9 protein-coding genes are annotated in these 18,009 nt (G+C 50.4%); 1 reads left to right on the top strand and 8 read right to left on the bottom strand.

Annotated features, from left to right (window positions below; translation table 11 throughout):
- Nucleotides 1-4 precede the first annotated feature (4 nt).
- The 6 genes from ACSTTG_RS03080 to ACSTTG_RS03055 form a co-directional block, all read right to left on the bottom strand.
- Nucleotides 5-2,233, bottom strand: coding sequence for a GumC family protein (locus ACSTTG_RS03080; protein WP_438473757.1), 2,229 nt, complete (start codon nucleotides 2,231-2,233; stop codon nucleotides 5-7).
- A 272-nt stretch (nucleotides 2,234-2,505) separates the two neighbouring features.
- Nucleotides 2,506-3,054: a polysaccharide biosynthesis/export family protein gene (locus ACSTTG_RS03075; protein ID WP_438459272.1), complete on the bottom strand. Its 549-nt coding sequence runs from the start codon at nucleotides 3,052-3,054 to the stop codon at nucleotides 2,506-2,508.
- Nucleotides 3,055-3,075: 21 nt separating this feature from the next.
- A complete protein-coding gene (locus ACSTTG_RS03070) occupies nucleotides 3,076-4,326 on the bottom strand; it encodes an outer membrane beta-barrel protein (protein ID WP_438473756.1) in 1,251 nt (416 codons plus the stop codon).
- A 22-nt stretch (nucleotides 4,327-4,348) separates the two neighbouring features.
- On the bottom strand, nucleotides 4,349-5,788 hold the full coding sequence (locus ACSTTG_RS03065; RefSeq protein WP_438473755.1) for an undecaprenyl-phosphate glucose phosphotransferase: 1,440 nt from the start codon (nucleotides 5,786-5,788) through the stop codon (nucleotides 4,349-4,351).
- Between the two features lie 627 nt (nucleotides 5,789-6,415).
- On the bottom strand, nucleotides 6,416-7,234 hold the full coding sequence (locus ACSTTG_RS03060) for a protein-tyrosine phosphatase family protein (RefSeq protein WP_438458973.1): 819 nt from the start codon (nucleotides 7,232-7,234) through the stop codon (nucleotides 6,416-6,418).
- Nucleotides 7,235-7,574: 340 nt separating this feature from the next.
- Entirely contained in the window at nucleotides 7,575-10,547 is a 2,973-nt protein-coding gene (locus ACSTTG_RS03055) for a heparinase II/III domain-containing protein (protein WP_438473754.1), read from the bottom strand.
- Nucleotides 10,548-11,002: 455 nt separating this feature from the next.
- Between ACSTTG_RS03055 and recQ the strand changes: the two genes are divergently transcribed.
- A complete protein-coding gene (gene recQ, locus ACSTTG_RS03050; protein ID WP_438473753.1) occupies nucleotides 11,003-13,150 on the top strand; it encodes a DNA helicase RecQ in 2,148 nt (715 codons plus the stop codon).
- A 147-nt stretch (nucleotides 13,151-13,297) separates the two neighbouring features.
- On the opposite strand, the gene ACSTTG_RS03045 is transcribed toward recQ, so the two are convergent.
- Together ACSTTG_RS03045 and ACSTTG_RS03040 are read right to left on the bottom strand one after the other, a co-directional pair.
- Nucleotides 13,298-16,498 (bottom strand): heparinase II/III domain-containing protein, encoded by a 3,201-nt coding sequence (locus ACSTTG_RS03045; RefSeq protein ID WP_438473752.1) that lies wholly within the window; start codon nucleotides 16,496-16,498, stop codon nucleotides 13,298-13,300.
- A 268-nt stretch (nucleotides 16,499-16,766) separates the two neighbouring features.
- Complete coding sequence (locus tag ACSTTG_RS03040) at nucleotides 16,767-18,008, bottom strand: DUF1501 domain-containing protein (protein ID WP_438473751.1); 1,242 nt, start codon at nucleotides 18,006-18,008, stop codon at nucleotides 16,767-16,769.
- Nucleotide 18,009: the final 1 nt, after the last annotated feature.

Below are 18,009 nucleotides of genomic sequence, written 5' to 3'. Positions count from 1 at the left end.
TCAGTTACTGCCCTGAGATTTTGTGCACCGTGGCGCTTTTTTGGTAGTTGTTGCTGTAGCCATCGTAGTAGCTGTACAAATCAGAGTGCTTCTTCTCGACTTGGTTTAAGATCACGCCACCAATGTTGATGTCACAGTTGATCAGCTTAGAGATAGTTGACTTAACCAAGTTGACCTTGGTTGAGCCTGCGTGTACGACAAGCTCTACCGAGCCAGTCAAGCGAGCAATCAATAGGGCATCACTCACGGCCTGACATGGCGGTGTGTCGATCACGATCTTGTCATAGTGGTTCTGCACTGTTTCGAGCAGAGTCTCGAGCTTTTTCGAGCTAAGGAGTTCCTGCGGGTTTGGCACTAATAAGCCTGCGGGCAGTACATCCAGACCCGACTTCTCATCGCGATAGATACACTCCTCGATAGCTGTCCCTGAAACCAAGATGTTGGATACGCCAGGGTGTTTGGGGTCGAGACCAAAGCGCTCGCCAACCGATGGTGAACGCAGGTCAGTATCAATCAACAACACTTTGCCAAGGCCAGCAAGCGAGATGGCCAGGTTAAGTGAGGTCGTGGTTTTACCTTCCCCTGGGATCGCCGATGTCAGTGTGATGAGCTTACTGTGTTGTCGGTGCGCATTAAGCTGCAAAGTGGTGCGTATCGAGCGAATCGCCTCGGTATATGGGTGATGTTTGGGGTCAAAATACAGGTTAGAGTCGAGCGCTTTAGACCCAAGGCGGCGAGACTTCACCAGAGGCACTGAGCCAAGCAGGGTCAAGCCAAGTTTGCTCTCTACGTCTTCTGGCTTTTCGATCGTGTCACTGAGAGCCTCAAAGAGCAGCACCACCGACATGGAGCACAGGGCAGACATGATGGTCGCTAAGCCGACAATCAGGCTCTTATTTGGCTTAACGGGTTGCTGCGGCGCAATCGCCACGTCAGAGAAGCTGGCGTTAACGCTGTCAAATTTGCCGCTGGCATTGGTCTCTTTTTGACGAGTCAAAAAGGTATCGTAAAGCTGGCGGTTACTTTCAACTTCGCGTTTGAGGGCGTTAAACTCAGCTTCTTTGATCGTGAGTTGTTGATACTCGCGTTTCTTTTCAGCCAGCATCTGCTTGAGGCTTTGCTCTTGTTGTAAGGCGGCCTGGCGCTCTTTGTCTTGCTCAGCCAATAGTTGATTGAGTAGCGCGTTGGCACTGCGGCGTGTTGCTTGCAACTGCGCTTGTGCTTGAACCATCTTGTCGTGTTTTGGGCCGTAGCGGTTGGACAGCTCAGACACATTACGCTCAGCCTCAAATTGTGCCATGCGGATGTCACGCATTTGTGGATGGCGAGAGATCTCAGAGATAGACGATGAGTTGCGACTGCTACGCAGTTGGCTGGCGGTCGCCTCTGCAGCGATGCGTCGCTCGTTAGCCGCGGCGATACGGCTGGTGAGATCCGATAACTCGCTCGACGCCAGGCTGTCGATACCACCGATAGCGCCAAGGTCAACCAAGCCCTCTTGCTTGAGGTAATCGGTCAGGGCCTGCTCTGAGTCCTCAAGTTGCTGCTTGAGCTCGGTCAAGCGGTCACCAAGCCAGCCAGAAGCATCGTTGGTAACACTGATACGCGCCTCAAGGATTGAGTTAATGTATGCGGTGCCAATCTCGTTTGCCACTTGAGCAGCCAGTTGTGGGTCTTGCGACTCAAAACTGACGTTGACTAGCCGGGTCTGCTTGATTGGCGTAACGGTGAGGCGCTCCTTAAATCGACCCAACACGCGGTGCTCTAAACTGGTCTGCTTTTGCGCAGCAGTTGGTACTGGCTGAGCAGGTAGGTAAGGTTGAAGGAACTCGATTGAGTAAACTTTTTGCTTAACCTGGCTAATTAGGCCCGGAGACTCACCTTCACCACTGAATTCGGGCAGCGCAGAAAGGTTGAGGGTGCTAATAACGCGCTCGGCAATACGGTTGGATCTCAACACCTGATACTGCGTTTGATGGTACTCTTGCTGACTGGTATCAATACCCATAACATCTTCTACAGACACAATATTTGGCTGCTGGTTATCGATTAATAATACGCTAGTGGCTCGATACATTGGGGTGATAGAGATGGCAGCGATAACCGCGATAATGGCTGCAGTCAGCGTGATCAAAATAATCCAATTACGATATTTATTGAGTATATTTAAATACTTTTTAATATCGATAAGCTCATTTTGACGGCTAATATTTGTTTTGTTTGTATCCAACATGGTTTTTTATCCATAAATATGAGATGCACAAGTCCGTGGCTGCGTTGTACCGACAGCATGCTTATTTCTCAATGGTCATTGTTTACCATTATTTCCATGGTTTATCGTGTGTATTTGCCGTGTCCGGCGCTACGATATGATTTTAGTTTCACTGGGAGGGAATGATATGTAGTAAAAGTAAGATTCAGGCGAGTAATTAAAACTTTTGGTTTAATTTACTCAGCCCGAATTCATACTTTTTTAGCTAGGTTGTTGAGTTTTAAATAAAAGAATTAGAAGAAACTCTCATCAACAACGATGATTTCGCCTGGCTTGACTTCAGTGTCTAAGCTGACTTTCTTAGCCTTGGTACTGTTAGGTTTATTAATTGTGATACCTCGACGAGAGGCTCGGTCGGTAAAGCCACCGGCTAGCGCGATGGCTTTATCAACCGTTAGGCCTGGGCGGTACTCATATCCTCCAGGTCTTTGTACTTCACCGTTGATGTAGATATTGCGAAATGTAACGATGTTGACTCGGATTTTTGGCGCGACGAGAAATTCACCGTCTAATCCTGCGTAAATTTCCTGTTGCAGCTGCTCTGGAGTTTTTCCCTTTGCTAAAAGTTTGCCCAAGTACGGGTAGTCGAAATTACCGCTGGCCCCAATGAGCAACTGGTCTATCGATAAGTCGGGCTCATTATAAACCTCGATTTGAATCGTATCACCGGCATCCAACTGGTAGTTTTGCTCATATTCATTGGCATGTGCCCCTGCGGCATGAACGCCTATACCAGCGGCGAGAGCAATAAGTGCGAGGTGTTGTTTTAACATGGGTCTAATACTCCGTGATGTGTACTGTCCTTAAAGGGAGACATCAGCTGTGAGGTACCATATATGTTGCTGATGACCGATCCCGTCTTGCGTTGATTCTTTGTCGTTGTAGCGCCACCCTACAGAGAGGGATACCCAACGACGCAGGTCATAGGTCGCTTCGACATTCCATCGGTTGGTCTCGTCGTCACGACTGACACCGGTGTACTCCTCATCTAGGTAGGTAAAACCGGCGAGTGTTGAAAAGCGCTGGCGCCAAAAATGACGCCAAGAAACGGCATAGCGCTGTTCTTCAATAAAATCACCAAACTGGTCTGGGTCTTTGGCACGCTGTGAGGCTTCGAACTCCAAACGAGAGTGGCGTCTTGGCAGATAAGTGACGGATGCATCCCAACTTGTGCCGTCGAAGTCCTCACGGCCGCTGTCATCGAATTGTTTGTCCTGTAAACCCAAGCGCACTCGGCCTGTGGTTTTCTCAGTGACATCCCACTCAGCGCCAGCATAGTAGTACATGGTGTCGCTGCTCAAGTCGAGCCCGTCAGTTGGGGTGGATTTGTATTCGCGATCCTCTCTGAGGATATTGGCGAAAACCCTTGTCGCTGGACGCACCCTAACGTAAAAAATCCCCTCAATGTGAGTTTGGTCGTAATCTCGGAAACGCGTAAGCTCGGTAAAGTTCTGATAGCGACGGTCAGAGTAGCCCACGGTTGCCTCAACTCTTCCACGTGCGCCATCAGCGCCGTAGCCGTAGGTCAAGTCGATGTGGTTAGTGGAGTACTCTAATGGCTCACCAAAGAAATTAATGTCGCCCGGTTCACTGCCCTCGGTAATGCTGGTCCCGCGCTCTTCATGACTGAGGTTGTACTCATAATTGATGTACAGGTCGTTGCGAATGTTGATATCCCACTCGGCATCAAGAATGATCCTATGGTCGAGGTAGTTATCCTCGCTACTGCTAAAGTAAGTGCCGCTGCTCAGCACATACTCTGCGCTGTAGGTTTGCTTCCCACGCTCAGCGACCGCCCTAACAGATGGTGTGATAATGAATACACTTGAAGATATCTGATCACTGCTTCTGAGCTCGTTGGTGACGTTGTCGTTATACTGCAAGGAAGTCGATACTTGCGGGATAATGTCAATACCTAGCTCGGTGGTGTACGGCGCAGGTGATACTGCTGCCCAGCTTGGCATTGCGGCTAATCCGATGATTGCCAACTGAACTTTTGCCCCATAAACTTTTGTCCAATAAACCCTGTTTTCCTTAACGTTTTTTTTGTCCATAACCGACCCACTTTATAGTTGTTTAGTATGCGACGTCGTCGGTAAACCCCTTATGGATCGTGGCAAGGATAATTTTAAGATCCATCAAAAGTGACCAACGCTCTATATAAGCTAGGTCATACTTCACCCTACTTTCCATTTTATTTAGGGTGTCAGTTTCGCCGCGGAAGCCGTTGATTTGTGCCCAACCGGTGATCCCGGGTTTCACCTTATGACGCAGCATGTACCTCTCAACAATAGTACGATATTCCTCATTATGGGCGACGGCGTGTGGTCTAGGCCCTACTATTGACATAGTTCCTTGTAAAACGTTGAAAAACTGAGGGAGTTCATCGAGTGACGTGCGACGGATAAAAGCGCCAAAACGAGTCACTCTCGGGTCATTTTTAGTGGCTTGCTTGACGGTGTTACCGTTATCAGTACAGTTCATTGAGCGAAACTTCCAAACTTTAATCCGTTTTCCATCCAAGCCATAACGGTCTTGCTTAAAGATGACAGGTCCAGGAGAGGAGAGTTTGACACCAACCGCAACGGCCAACAAAACAGGTGAGATCAAAGTCAGTATCACAGTAGACAGGACGATATCCTCAGCGCGCTTAATAAATGCTGAAAAACCGTTGAACGGCGTGTCATAAACACTGAGCACTTGAACTTTACCGATATTGACCCAGCGTGAATACAGCAAGCGGTAATCAAAAAAGTCGGGAATCAAGTAGGTGTTAGCCGTGGTATCGGAGAAGCGCGCCAGCAGTTGTTTTATCCGATCTCGCGCATATAAGGGCATGGCGATGTAGATCTGCTGCAGCTCGCCTTGCTTGGCTCGGTCCAGGGCGTCTTCGATAGTGCCGCATAGCTCTGCGGGTAGCAACTGGTTAAGCTCAGTCTCAACGCGCTCTGGAGAGCGTTCGTCGAAAAAACCAACCAGATTGATACCTGAGTTGTCATGATGTTGTAGCTCTTTGGCTAACTCGCAGCCGCCGGTTGTGACTCCGATTATCGCCGCTCGCTGTGCATACATACCTTTTTGATATAGGTGACAAACCAGGGTTCGCACAATAAAGCGCCAACCGAGCAGCAGGCAGGGAGTGGTGAGTAACCAGACACCAATAACTACCCGCGAAAAGATGGCCCCAGTTTTGGTAAAGTAGCCCAGCATCGCGAGGATAAAGGCAGTGATAACCCAAGGGATCAAAGTGACAATAGCATGATCACGGAAAGAGATGTTTTGCCAACAGCGGTACAAATCACTGGATTCTGCCACTAGCAGGAAGCACAAAATACCAAAAGCGCCGACAATCACAAACTCAACATCGACACTGCCAGTATACAGCCTAGCTGAGATATATAAGGTTAGCCCGATAACAATCATATCGACCAATCGGTAAAAAATACCAAAACCGGGTTTGTTGGCTCGGATTTGGTTGAGACTCTCAAGATCCTGGTTTGTCTCGTTCTGTTCCATGTTGCTACCTATCAGTTATCAATTGTTCTGAGTAAATATTCTCACTACGAGAAGGGGCTTTCTAAACGCACTGAGAATATTGAGGCTGCAAATCGTGCGTTGAGACTAACAATAGTGACGCGCCCACTTTGGCACGCTACCGCCATTAGGTCTCAGCTCCTAATATGCTTAGTGTTTAATATTAATTGTCATCATCAGCTGCTTGAGTTGAACAACATGTGCCTAACTACTGTATTATTTTTAGACTGAATGTTTGTCCTAGAGTAAATACTACTTAAGTTCATGCGAGCTAAATTTTACGTCGCTATTTAGTATATTCTTGTGGTGAGGGGTTGCTTTTATTATGTAGCGTGAATTAAATGTGGTCTTAAATAGTAGACGATATTTGAGTCGCTAGAATGACCAATAGTGTCGGTTAGTGTGAATATTTGGAATGCCTGCTAAGTATTTGTCAACCTGAGTTTTTTAGTGCTCATGTAATTAGGTGTATGATTTGATGAGTTTAATGTCTTTGGTGAGGTCGTTTTGATATAAGATCCAGTTTGAAAGCAGCTATTAAATCTTTCTATGAACAGTTAATTTAGAAATCAACTATTCTATTTGCCGCAAGTATATTTGCTACAATTGTCAACCCGTCGAAAGGTTGAATTTAGTACTATTTTGCTGCTCATATATTTCAACTAAGGTTTCCATTTGAGCTAGCGTTTGTACCATAACATCATTTCTTGACCTGCGAATATCTCGAATAATTCGGTCAAGACCAAGTGCTGGGTGTTTGTTCATTGCTAGCGCGGCGATCACTTGCCCAGTACGTCCTACACCAGCTCGACAATGGATGACAGGCAGTAAGTTGTGCGATGACTTGGTGAGTGATGCCCCAAGTTTGCTGTAGTGGTCGTGCTTTTGGGTGATTTTTTCCTCGATTAAGCGGACAAGAGCACAAGTCGTTTGAGCAGAGACCGTTTCGTGGTCAAGCCAATCATAGACATGGATGACTGGTACATTGACAAAAGCTCGCGAACGGGCGATCTCGATGTTGTACAGATCGACATCAATTTCATCTGATAAACAGTGTTCGCCGATTTTTTTCACCTGAGTTTGAATTGGGCCGTAATTGCATGAGTGGGCAAAGTAGCAGGGCAGGAAGTGACTCTCGATGTCCTTATGGCTGGCGAGGACGACCAGTACGGGAGTGTAGTTATCCATCAGCATTTCAAGGTAGGGAGCCAGCTGCGAGACTGTTGGGTATTGGGTCGCGATTGCGATTTGTTGTCCGTTGGTGAAGATACGATTAGCGTTTAAATCGGGTCTGACATTAGTCTCCATATTGTGCGGAAGATTAAACCGATCACGGTCGTTGTTGTAGGCTAACTGTCTGGCCTCACCTTTAATGTCCATTAACTCGCTGGCAATGAGTATATCTGAGTTTGAAACTGCCTGTTGCATACCTACACCCATGTACTGACCCTAACAACCTATCGCGAACAGTGAAAGCTCACGCCTAGCCAGAGGTGCAAAGACTCGTTGGTGACATCCTTTTCCCTCTTTGCGTGCATTGTCCGACCATTATTCAACAGGGGACCGACGCATTTACCTACTTTAGTTTAGTGTGGTTACCTTTGCCTGAAGAATCGTAGGTTTTTCGCTTATGTATCACTAATGCTGCACCGGATGTGGTAGCCCCATTTCAACGCGAATTGCTGATAGGGGCTACCACGATTGGGGCTCGGGATTTATCTCCTTGTTGTTGGCCAAGACTAGGCATGTCGTTGGAAGATGGCTCTACTCAATCATCGACATCCAAGATGTCGAACTGGGAGAGGTACAAGGTACCTTGTGGATGGCTATAAAAACGACCTTGTGCGTTCTCACTGATGGTGAGACTGCCGTAGCTATCTGTCACCTCATAGCGAGTGCTTGGCGCAAGACCAATAAACAGTACGTCAGAGTATGTCTGGTTAGTCACTACATCGAGCTCTATCGATTGGTTGAGACCGTCTTGCTGCTTGGCAAACACAACCAAGGTGTGCTTTTCTTCATCGGCTGAGATTAAGGCGGCGTCCAACTGTTCTGATGAGAGATAAGCCGCCTCGACTTGACCGCTGCTTGAATTGCCATCAGCGATGCTCAACACGTTTAAGAAGCGATCCTCAAGATTCGCGCTGGTGGGGGATACCTCAACTCGCCAGTTGCCCGCCTCTACACGTGCTAAGTTGTAGGCGGTTGAGCTGCCACTATTTAGCCCATCGATATAGTTATATCCCACCGGCGAGCAAGCGCTGTTTCCCGCGCAGCTGCCATCATCATCAACCCAAAATCGGTAGTTGTCGCCACCGACAATCTGCAGGGGGCCTCCTGTTGGTAGCAAGGTTTGTTGGTAAAGGCTGGCGATATCATCGGGATCGACTCCAGTGTCGATACTCATCCGGACGGTATCAGGCTCAGAGACCATCACGGGCTGATTGACGCTGTGCAGTAGGTAAGTCTTTTTGTATCCAGCCTCAGTCGAGACCACAACGTCGTATACGATCACCACCGGATGACTACCTGAATGATCGCGTAGTGAGACCAGGTGGCGTTCAAATCGGTCGAGTTTGTGGCTGCTGTAGGCCTTGGTCGCATCCCCCATGGTGTAGGTATAGTCGTTGTGCTCTTCAAAATGAATAATACCGTCGATATGGCTTGCACCTCCCTCCTTTACATCTTCAAGGGTCGGGTAAGTATCCCACTGAAGGTAGCGTTGACCGCCATCGTTAGACAGTTGCCCGTGCTGATAGACGCTGCCAAAATCTTCCGTCTGGTCGTATATCAACACCGTATTGTGGGCAACGCTGCGTGTGTAGTAGTTCCACCAGTGATCGCTGGCATAGGCGCCCATCACGTTGTAACCCCCGGAATCGATCGCCAGCGGTCCCTTGTAATAGATAGTGAACGAGTTGGCATCAAGGTGATGGTGGTTGACTGAGTTGAACGAGGTGGACTTAAAAATCGTCAATGTGTTTTGGTCTGGGTCCCAGGAGTCGCGGATCACGACTAGACCTGAGTTGTAGAAGTGTCGCGCAAGCGGCAGGCTGCCCGGGTGAACTGGGCTTATCGGATAAGGGTCAGCGTACAAGATGTGCCAATAGAAGTTTGACTGATTGAACTGCTCGTACAGCCACTGGGCGTAGCCATTATCAAAAAAGGTCGACGCGACCATCATCGGTACACCCTGGAACTGACGAGAGTAGTCAGTGCCCCATGCGTCGCCGTAGTAGGGGAAGTTGTAGTAGCCAGGGTCGTAGTGGCTGTAGTTGTTGAAGTTACGAAAGCCATACAGGTAAAGATACACTTGCTCCACGTCTGCTTCTGTCAGCCAAGACTCTTCTTGAGTGGCATATTCCCAAAGCAGGTTAACATCCAGAGAGCTGTAGCTAGTGGCGTATGCCCAGGCTTTCTCGCTGCCCCCATTGCGCCCGCTCCAGGCTAGGAATGGATTGTACCCCCCCTCGAAATTGTTGATCACTGTAGCCAGCTTTGCGTAATACTGAGTTTGAAAGTCACTGCTCTCTTGGCCAACATCATTGAAGATGGCCAGCAAAGCCGTCAGTGCACACACGTTGGCTGCTCGGCTGTGGCCACCACTGAACTGAGGCACCGAGTAGTAGCTCCATTTTTCATCAATCGCGTCATACTGCTCTAAGATTGCAAGGCGTATCTGGCTTTTCTCTGTGTCAGTGAGCTGCGTGTATGCCCAGTCGTAAATCGCACCGAGAGCAAACAGCCGTCCTCTTGGGATGTCATCGCCCGATTGTGATGCAGCGACCTCAAGTAGGGCGAGTGCATAGGCATGGGCATGGATATTGGCCTGATCGGTTGGATTAAAGTTGGCCTCCATACCGTAATACATTGAGGCGTCTATAAAGTTCGCCATGCTAGTGAAAGAGCTGACCTTACTGCTCACATAGGCGTAGGGATCAGAGCCGTCAGAGACAAAATAGTTGTAGGTGCTGATCAAGCTGCTTAGGCGAGTGCGGTCGGTTTGCTTATCAGAAGAGAGGATCTGCTGGATAAGTTCACTATCGACAAAGAGATATGGGTGTTCGGTGTTGACCTTAAGTGAGCGGACACTGTTTCCGGTGGTGCCTTGGTCACTCCACACGATGGGGGCCACTGTGACGATTTCCTGATCCTCAAGCGAAGCGGCGCCATCATTATCAAACGCGATAGCACTGAATCGTTGTTCACCAACCGGCGGAACGTAATCTATTGCGTAGGGTGCACTGGTGTCCCTCTCTAACTCGTAGCCATCTAAGTAAAAGATCACGCCGGCAATGGCACCATCGGCATCATCGACATCGGCACTTATCTGCAGAGTTTGATAATGGTCAATCGCGGTGCTGCTAACGGCTAGGGTTAGCGTTGGGCGTTCATTCTCATCACACTCAAACACCTCACAGTCGTTGTCGCCACCACTGCCACCGCCGTCTCCGTCGCCGTCACCGCCACTACCGCCGTCACCGTCGCCGTCACCATCACCATCACCATCACCGCCACTACCACCTTCACCGCCGCTGCCATCCTCACAATCGCCGGCGTCATTGTAATATTGGCAATCGTCCTCACGTCCGTCGTTGCTGTCACTCTCTTCATTACACCCCGCAAGGGTGACGCACACAGCGAGGAGAGTGAGCTTTAGGACACCGGGTGACCCTTGTAAAAGCTTGGGTAAAAGTAAGTCAGATTTTGCTTCGGATTGACGTTGTGACCGCTGAACCATATCGTTACTCCTGTGCGCTGCAAGTGGGATGATAGGTAAACAGATAAACCTAGGCCTGGAACTAAGGGTAGGTCAGATTGGCCAGTGTGTCGCGAAAATGAGAGGGTGCTTTTGGTGGTTAAACTACGGGGTGGAAAAGTTAACTTAAGGGTTAGTTGGACAAGACCGAGGCAAACATTCCCCCACGCTTTGGTTGATTAGTGACTGAAAAGCAACCAAATCTTAATAACCCAAAGAATAAGATGGATAAGTGCGTCACGTCGGTTTATTCCATCTGCCTAAAGACGTGCAGCTACTTAATTGTCTCTCGAATAGGTGAGGAGTTAAGGTTATGATATTTATTAAGTTATTTCTGTCAACTTGAGGAAATAGCGACGCATTTCTCACTAATTACGACTAATAATCGTCAAAGTTTCGTTAAATATCCGCTAGGATGGTGAGCATTGGTTTTGATTATGAGTAAGCGCGACGTGAATCCAACCCCTCTTGATGTCTTAAAATCCACCTTTGGCTATGACCACTTTCGTCATCAGCAGCAAGCGATCATCGATACCCTAGTTTCCGGCCAGGATGTCCTGACTCTCATGCCAACCGGTGGCGGTAAGTCACTCTGTTATCAGATCCCTGCGATTGTGCGTCACGGGGTCGGGATTGTGGTGTCGCCACTGATTGCGCTAATGAAAGATCAGGTTGATGCCTTGCATCAGGTGGGTGTGGCCGCGGCTTATCTTAACTCTACCTTGAGCAGCTATGAGCAGCGTGAGGTGGAAGACTTACTTCGACGCGGCGAGATCCAGCTTTTGTATATCGCTCCAGAGCGATTGATGATGGAGCAAACATTGGCGCTGTTGTCTCAGTGTCATATTTCCCTGTTTGCTATCGATGAAGCGCACTGTGTTAGCCAGTGGGGGCACGATTTCAGACCTGAGTATCAACAGCTATCGGTGTTGCATCAGCGTTTTCCCGATGTGCCGCGAATTGCATTAACCGCAACGGCGGATGAGCGAACTCGAGGTGAAATCATCAGTCAGCTTGCTCTGGAGCAGGCCGAGGTGTTTGTTCACAGCTTTGATCGCAGCAATATTCGCTACCATGTCAGCGAGCCATCGAACGCAAAGAATGACCTATGGCGCTTTATCAGTGAAGAGCATCCCAACGATGCTGGGGTGGTGTATTGCTTATCGCGTAAAAAGGTCGAAGAGATAGCGCAATGGCTGGTTGATAAAGGGCGAGTCGCGCTGCCGTATCACGCGGGTCTGCCCGTTGAGCAGCGCAATCTCCACCAGCAGCGATTTTTGCGTGAGGAAGGGGTGATTATTGTTGCAACCATCGCCTTTGGCATGGGGATCGATAAGCCCGATGTGCGCTTTGTCGCCCACTTGAGCCTGCCGAAAAGTATCGAGTCCTACTATCAGGAAACCGGTCGTGCCGGGCGTGATGGTGAGCCAGCCAATGCTTGGATGGCCTACGGCATGCAGGATATGGTGATGCAGCGTCAAATGGTCGAGAACTCTGAGGGCAGTGAAGCCTATAAGCAGGTGCAGGTGCAAAAGCTCAATGCGCTGCTTGGCTACTGCGAGCTGATCACCTGTCGCCGCCAAACCTTGCTTGGGTATTTTGGCGAGACACTCGAGCGCCCTTGCGGAAACTGTGATAACTGTCTCTCACCACCACAAACCTGGGATGGCACTCAGGCGGCGCAAAAAGCCTTATCGACGGTGTATCGCTGCGATCAGCGCTTTGGCGTTACCTATCTGACCAATGTGTTACTCGGTAAAGCCGATGAGCGCATGACGCGCTTTGGTCACGATAAGGTCTCCACCTTTGGCATCGGAACGGAGCTCAACGCAAACCAATGGAAAGGGGTGTTTCGTCAGCTGATCGCGATGAACTATCTCAGGGTAGAAGGGGAGTACCACAGTCTCAAACTTACCCCGCAGTGCCGTGCGATCCTAAAGGGTGAGCAGCAAGTACAGATGCGCGAGCTAAGAAAAGCCAAGGCGAAAAAGTCTTCATCGAGCCAATCGACTGCCATAGACCTTTCCGCTTCTGATCTGAAACAGTTTGAAGCGCTCAAGGCGGTACGTTCTGACTTGGCCAAGCAGCAAAATGTGCCTGCTTATGTAATTTGCCACGATGCAAGCTTGAAAACCGTGGCGAAATTAAGACCTAAGAGTTTAATACAGCTCAGCGAGATCTCCGGCTTTGGTGAGGCTAAGATCGAGAAATATGGTGAGCAGTTGCTTGCCGTGGTTGAGCAAAAGCCGGCTGAGGTGCGCGCTCTATCTGAGACCGAGCAGAAGTCACTTGAGCTTTTCCAAGCGCACAACAGCATTGATGAGGTCGCGCAGCTAAGAGAGCTTAAGACAACCACTGTTTATAGCCACTTGAGCGCGGCGATCGAGAGTGGCGCCTGTCAGTTAGACCAACTGGTCAGTCTAAGCAATGATGAGGTTGCGAATATTGCTCAGGCTGCAGACAGGCTCAATGCACTCGAAGAGTTTAAGCTTAAACCTTTGTTTGATGAGCTGAATGAGCAATACGATTACGGCACGCTGCGCTGCGTATTGGCTCATCTCAAGCGCCTTCAGACTCAGTCATAATCGCGCAGCCAAACCTAACTGAGCGCAACGACTCGCTAAAAGTGCAATCAAACCCATAGGTAGATTCCACTTTTAGGGTTATTGGCCTATGGGTAACCCTACCGATCATTAGTGCAACCTGGGAACCTGGCAATACACCATGTTGGGCTATTGGTCGGAGTCGAGCACATCCAGCTGTGACAAGTACAGGGTGCCCTGGGAGCTGCTGTAAAAGCGCCCTTGACTGTCTTGTTTGATCGCGAGCGTGCCATAGCTGTCCGTAACTTGATAGCGAGTATGGGGCCGCAAACCGACAAACAGCACATCGGAGTAGGTCTGATTTTCTACTACATCTAGCCCAATCGATGAATTGAGATCATCTTGCTGCTTGGCAAAGACCACCAAGGTGTGCTGATCATCGCTCGCCGAGATAAGCGCCGCATCAAGCTCTGAGCCGGCAAGGTAAAGCGCATCCGCTTGACCAGAGCTCGAGCTGCCATCGGCTATTGTGAGCACGTTGAGAAAGCGGTCCTCAATGCTGTTATAGCTAGGTGTGACCTCAATGCGCCATTCTCCCGCTTCGAGCAGAGCTAATTTGTTGCCGGTGTTGTTACCCGTCCCGCGATCCTCGACATAGTTATGACTGTCCGGGGTGCAATTGCTGTTACCGGCGCAGCTGCCGTCGTCATAGACCAAAAACTCTGCGCCATCCCCGCCGACAATCGCAACCTGGCTATCGAGCGGTAGCAGGGTTTGTTGATACAGACTGGCAATATCTTCATCGTCCACGCCGGTGTCGATGGTGACGCGCACCGTGTTGGCCGCGCTGAGCTTGGTGGGCTGATTGACGCTGTGCAGCAAGTAGGTTTTGCTGTAGTCGGCATCGGTCGACTCCACCACATCGTAAACCAGCACAACGGGGTGAGAGCCGGAGTGGTTACGCAGAGAGACGAGATGACGCTGATAAAGGGCTAGCTTGTGGCTGCTGTAGGCCTCTGTTGCATCGCCCATGGTGTAGGTGTAATCACCTTGCTCCTCGTAATACACAATCCCGGTGATGTGACTGGCCCCCCCAGCTTTCACATCCTCAAGTGTCGGGTAGATATCCCATTGACGATAGCGCTGGCCGCCATCATTGGAGCGCTGTCCGTGAGTCGGGACAGAGCGAAAATCTTCGGTCTTGTCGTACACCAAAATCGTGTTGTGGGCGATACTGCGGGTGTAGTAGTTCCACCAGTGCTTGCTCGCATAGGCGCCCATGATGTTATAGCCACCAGAGTCGATCGCCAGCGGTCCTTTGTAGTAAATCGTGAAGGCGTTGCTATCAAGATGGTGGTGGTTGATCGAGTTAAACGAGGTCGACTTGAAGACGGTTAAGGTATTTTTGGCCGGATCCCAAGAGTCACGGATCACCACCTGACCTGAGTTATAGAAGTGGCGCGAGAGCGGCAGTGATGAGGGATTAACCGGGCTAATTGGGCTTGGGTCGGCGTAGAGGATATGCCAGTAGAAATTAGTCTGAGAGAGCGAGTCATAGAGCCACTGGGCATAGCCATTGTCAAAGAAGGTTGACGCAACCAGCATCGGAAAGCCCTGAAACTGGCGCGAGTAATCGGTGCCCCAACTGTCGCCGTGATATGGGAAGTTGTAGTAGCCGCCGCTGTTGTAGGCTGACCAGCCGTTTAGGTTACGAATGCCGTAGAGGTAACGATAGAACTGATCGGCATCGACCTCGGTGAGCCATGAGCTCTCATTGGTGGCGTACTCCCACATCAGATTGACATCCAGAGAGCCGTAGCTGGTGGAGTAGCTGTAGGCTTTCTCGCTACCACCGTTGCGCGATGTCCAGGCAAGGAAGGGGTTATAGCCAGACTCAAAGTTATTTACCACAATGGCGAGTAGCTCATAGTAGCGACTTTGCATGTCGCTGCTGTCTTGGCTGATGTCGTGGAATATGGCCAGCAGCGCCGCCAAGGCGGTGATGTTCGCCTTACGACTGTGCCCGCCGCTGTAGGCAGGGCTAGAGAAATAACTCCACTTTTCATCGACATAATCGGCCTGCTCTAGGATTGCTGCGCGCAAAAGGCGGCGCTCACTGCTCGAAAGCTCATCATAGGCCCAGTCATAAATCGCACCGAGCGCAAACAGCCGGCCGCGTGGTGGGCCATCGTTACCCCAAATTGCTGGGTACTCGAGCAAGGCTAAGGCAAAAGCATGAGCGTGGTTTTTGGCATTGTCGCTGGGGTTAAAATTGGCCTCCATTCCATAGTACATTGAGGCATCAATAAACTGATCCATACTGGTGAAGTTAATCACCTTGTTCTCGACCCAAGCGTAAGTGTCAGAGCCGCTTGGGGTATAATAACTACTCATCAAACTATTCAGGCGACTTCGATCGTCTGCTTTCCCAGCCGAGAGAATCTGAGTAATCAGCTCACTATCAACAAACAAGTAGGGATGCTGGGTATTCACATTCAACGAACGGACACTGTTGGGGCCGCTCTCAGCTGTCCACACCAGAGGTGCCACAGAGACGGTCTCGACATCTTCATCGGATGCTGCGCCGTCATTATCGACGGCCACGGCACTGAATACCTGCTCACCAACTGGTGGCACGTAGCTAAGGGTATAGGGCGCTTGGGTGAGGGTTTGTAGTTCATAACCATCGAGCATAAATCGCACCGCTTTGATGGCGCCGTCTGGGTCACTGGCGTCGGCTTCAATCTGCAGCTCTTGGTAGTGCTCGAGGGAGGTGCTGCTCACCGAAAGACGCAGGCTTGGTGGTTGGTTATCGTCGCAATCATCACCCACACAGCCATCGCCACCAATTGGCCCCTCATCACCGACATCGCCGGTATCGCCAGGGCCACCAACGATAGGCCCTTGGTCACCCACATCGCCAGTATCACCAGGCCCGCCAACGATAGGCCCTTGGTCACCAACATCCCCGGTATCGCCAGGACCACCAACGATAGGCCCTTGGTCACCGACATCGCCGGTATCGCCAGGCCCGCCAACGATAGGTCCTTGGTCACCGACATCGCCGGTATCGCCAGGCCCGCCAACGATAGGTCCTTGGTCACCGACATCGCCAGTATCCCCTGGACCGCCGGCGACAGGCCCCTCATCTCCTACGTCACCGGTATCCCCTTGATCGCCCACAATGCCACCACGATCGCCCTCTTCACCGACCTCACCCTCTTCACCAATAATGATGTCGTCACTGCTGCTATCACCGCCATCATCACACCCAGCGAGTGCGAGGCTGGCCACAACCAAGACTAGGCCGCAACAACGGGTGAGAGAAAAAGTGTGTTTTGTGAGCTCTGACTCAGGGTCGGTAGCGTTGTTGTTTGAGGGGGAAGTCATACTAGCTGTCCTGTTTGGCGCGGGGAACCTTGGACTAGCGTAGACTATTTTTGTCACTCTCGATGGCAGATTGAGGACCATTTAAGCTTGATACGGCTGCCGAGCCTCCCTCAACTTTTGAACCAAAGGCTTGTGTTTAGCTTGGTAGAACCGCTGTGAAATCATCACAGTGTATTGATGCAAGTGAAGACGATTACCTAGCTGAAAAAAGAAAATCTCTCTGCATCGCAGAGAGATTTTTATCAAGATTATTTAGCTTTCGAGTCCACTAGGAGAGCAGGTCAAGGAAGTCGGTGGAAAGCGGAAACAGCTTGTCCAACGGACTATCACTAATCCCCAGATGTTTGCGTAGCGCCAGGTGGAGGTGAGCCGGCGTCAACTCAACGCCGTTCTCATCAGGCTCGAGGGTTTTAGAGTTGATCTTAACCGGCTTAAGCTGACCGTTGGTGGCCCCAATCACTCGATTGCCCGGCAGCATGCGGCTCCAGACGATGGAGCTACCGACTGTCCAGTGATCCTTACCATCACTGACGTTGTAGTATGGCGTACGACCAAAATCTGAGCTGAGCAGAATCGTGGTTCGATCGGCGATGCCATGGCGTTCAAGCTCTGTAATGAGATGATTTACGGTCGCAAAATACTTCATGAGAGAGCTGTGTTGCCTTGAGTCATTACTCCCATGAGTGTCAAAGCCACCAATAGTGATAAGGGCGCTATTGGACATCCCTGAACCAAATGCGGCGGCGGCGATCTCTGCTTCCTTTAAGCTGCCAGAGGACAGATTAGAGGGCAACGCATCTAATAAAGGATTAAGCTCCCCGGCATTGGCGTGCCCCTCAAGGTATTCACTCATCGCCTGATGGTCAGCATTGGTCTGCAGTGCCGCTTGAGTCGCGGCGCTGGAAAGCTGATGCTGGGCGGCGATCTCTGCGCCAATCGTGTCGGAGAGATAGCGATTCGGATTAGCCAACTTATCCAGGATAGACACATCACTCAGTCGTGTCGCTGCCACGGTGCCTGCCGTTGTGGTGCTGCCTGAGCCAAGATAGTAAGCCAAAGGCTTAGTCTCTTTTTTCAAGGCGCCCATCAAGGCTGCGGTATCGGGCTGGCTAGTGCCACTGTCACCTGAGCGATTAAGCCGCTGGCCAACCGGGTGGGCATTGGTCCCACCATTGACGCCATTGAACACACGGATATCGGAGTAATGGTTTTGAAAGAACGCATCAATCTGATCAACGCCGGTGTAATCAGGGTCGAGTAGGGGCGCATAGCGCAGACGCCCGGCCTGACGGATGGCATCGACAGAGTACTTATTGATCACGCCACGGCTCTCGCTGTGCAGAATATCCCCCTTGGGGTCACACAGTGACGTGGTATCCCAGCCGCCGCCTGCAAGAATATTAACAAAGTAGTGATCGCTAGTTTGTGCGGCCCAAGCGAGGCTCAGCCCACCAAGTTGTAGATAGGCGCCACCCGCAATCAGTGCTTTTACGAAGTTTCTTCTTTGCATC

Origin of the sequence: Vibrio glycogenivorans, from assembly GCF_051660965.1 — a bacterium.
Taxonomy (GTDB): Bacteria; Pseudomonadota; Gammaproteobacteria; order Enterobacterales; family Vibrionaceae; genus Vibrio.
Note: the sequence above shows the minus strand (reverse complement) of the source record. Positions and strands in the feature narration are given on the sequence as shown.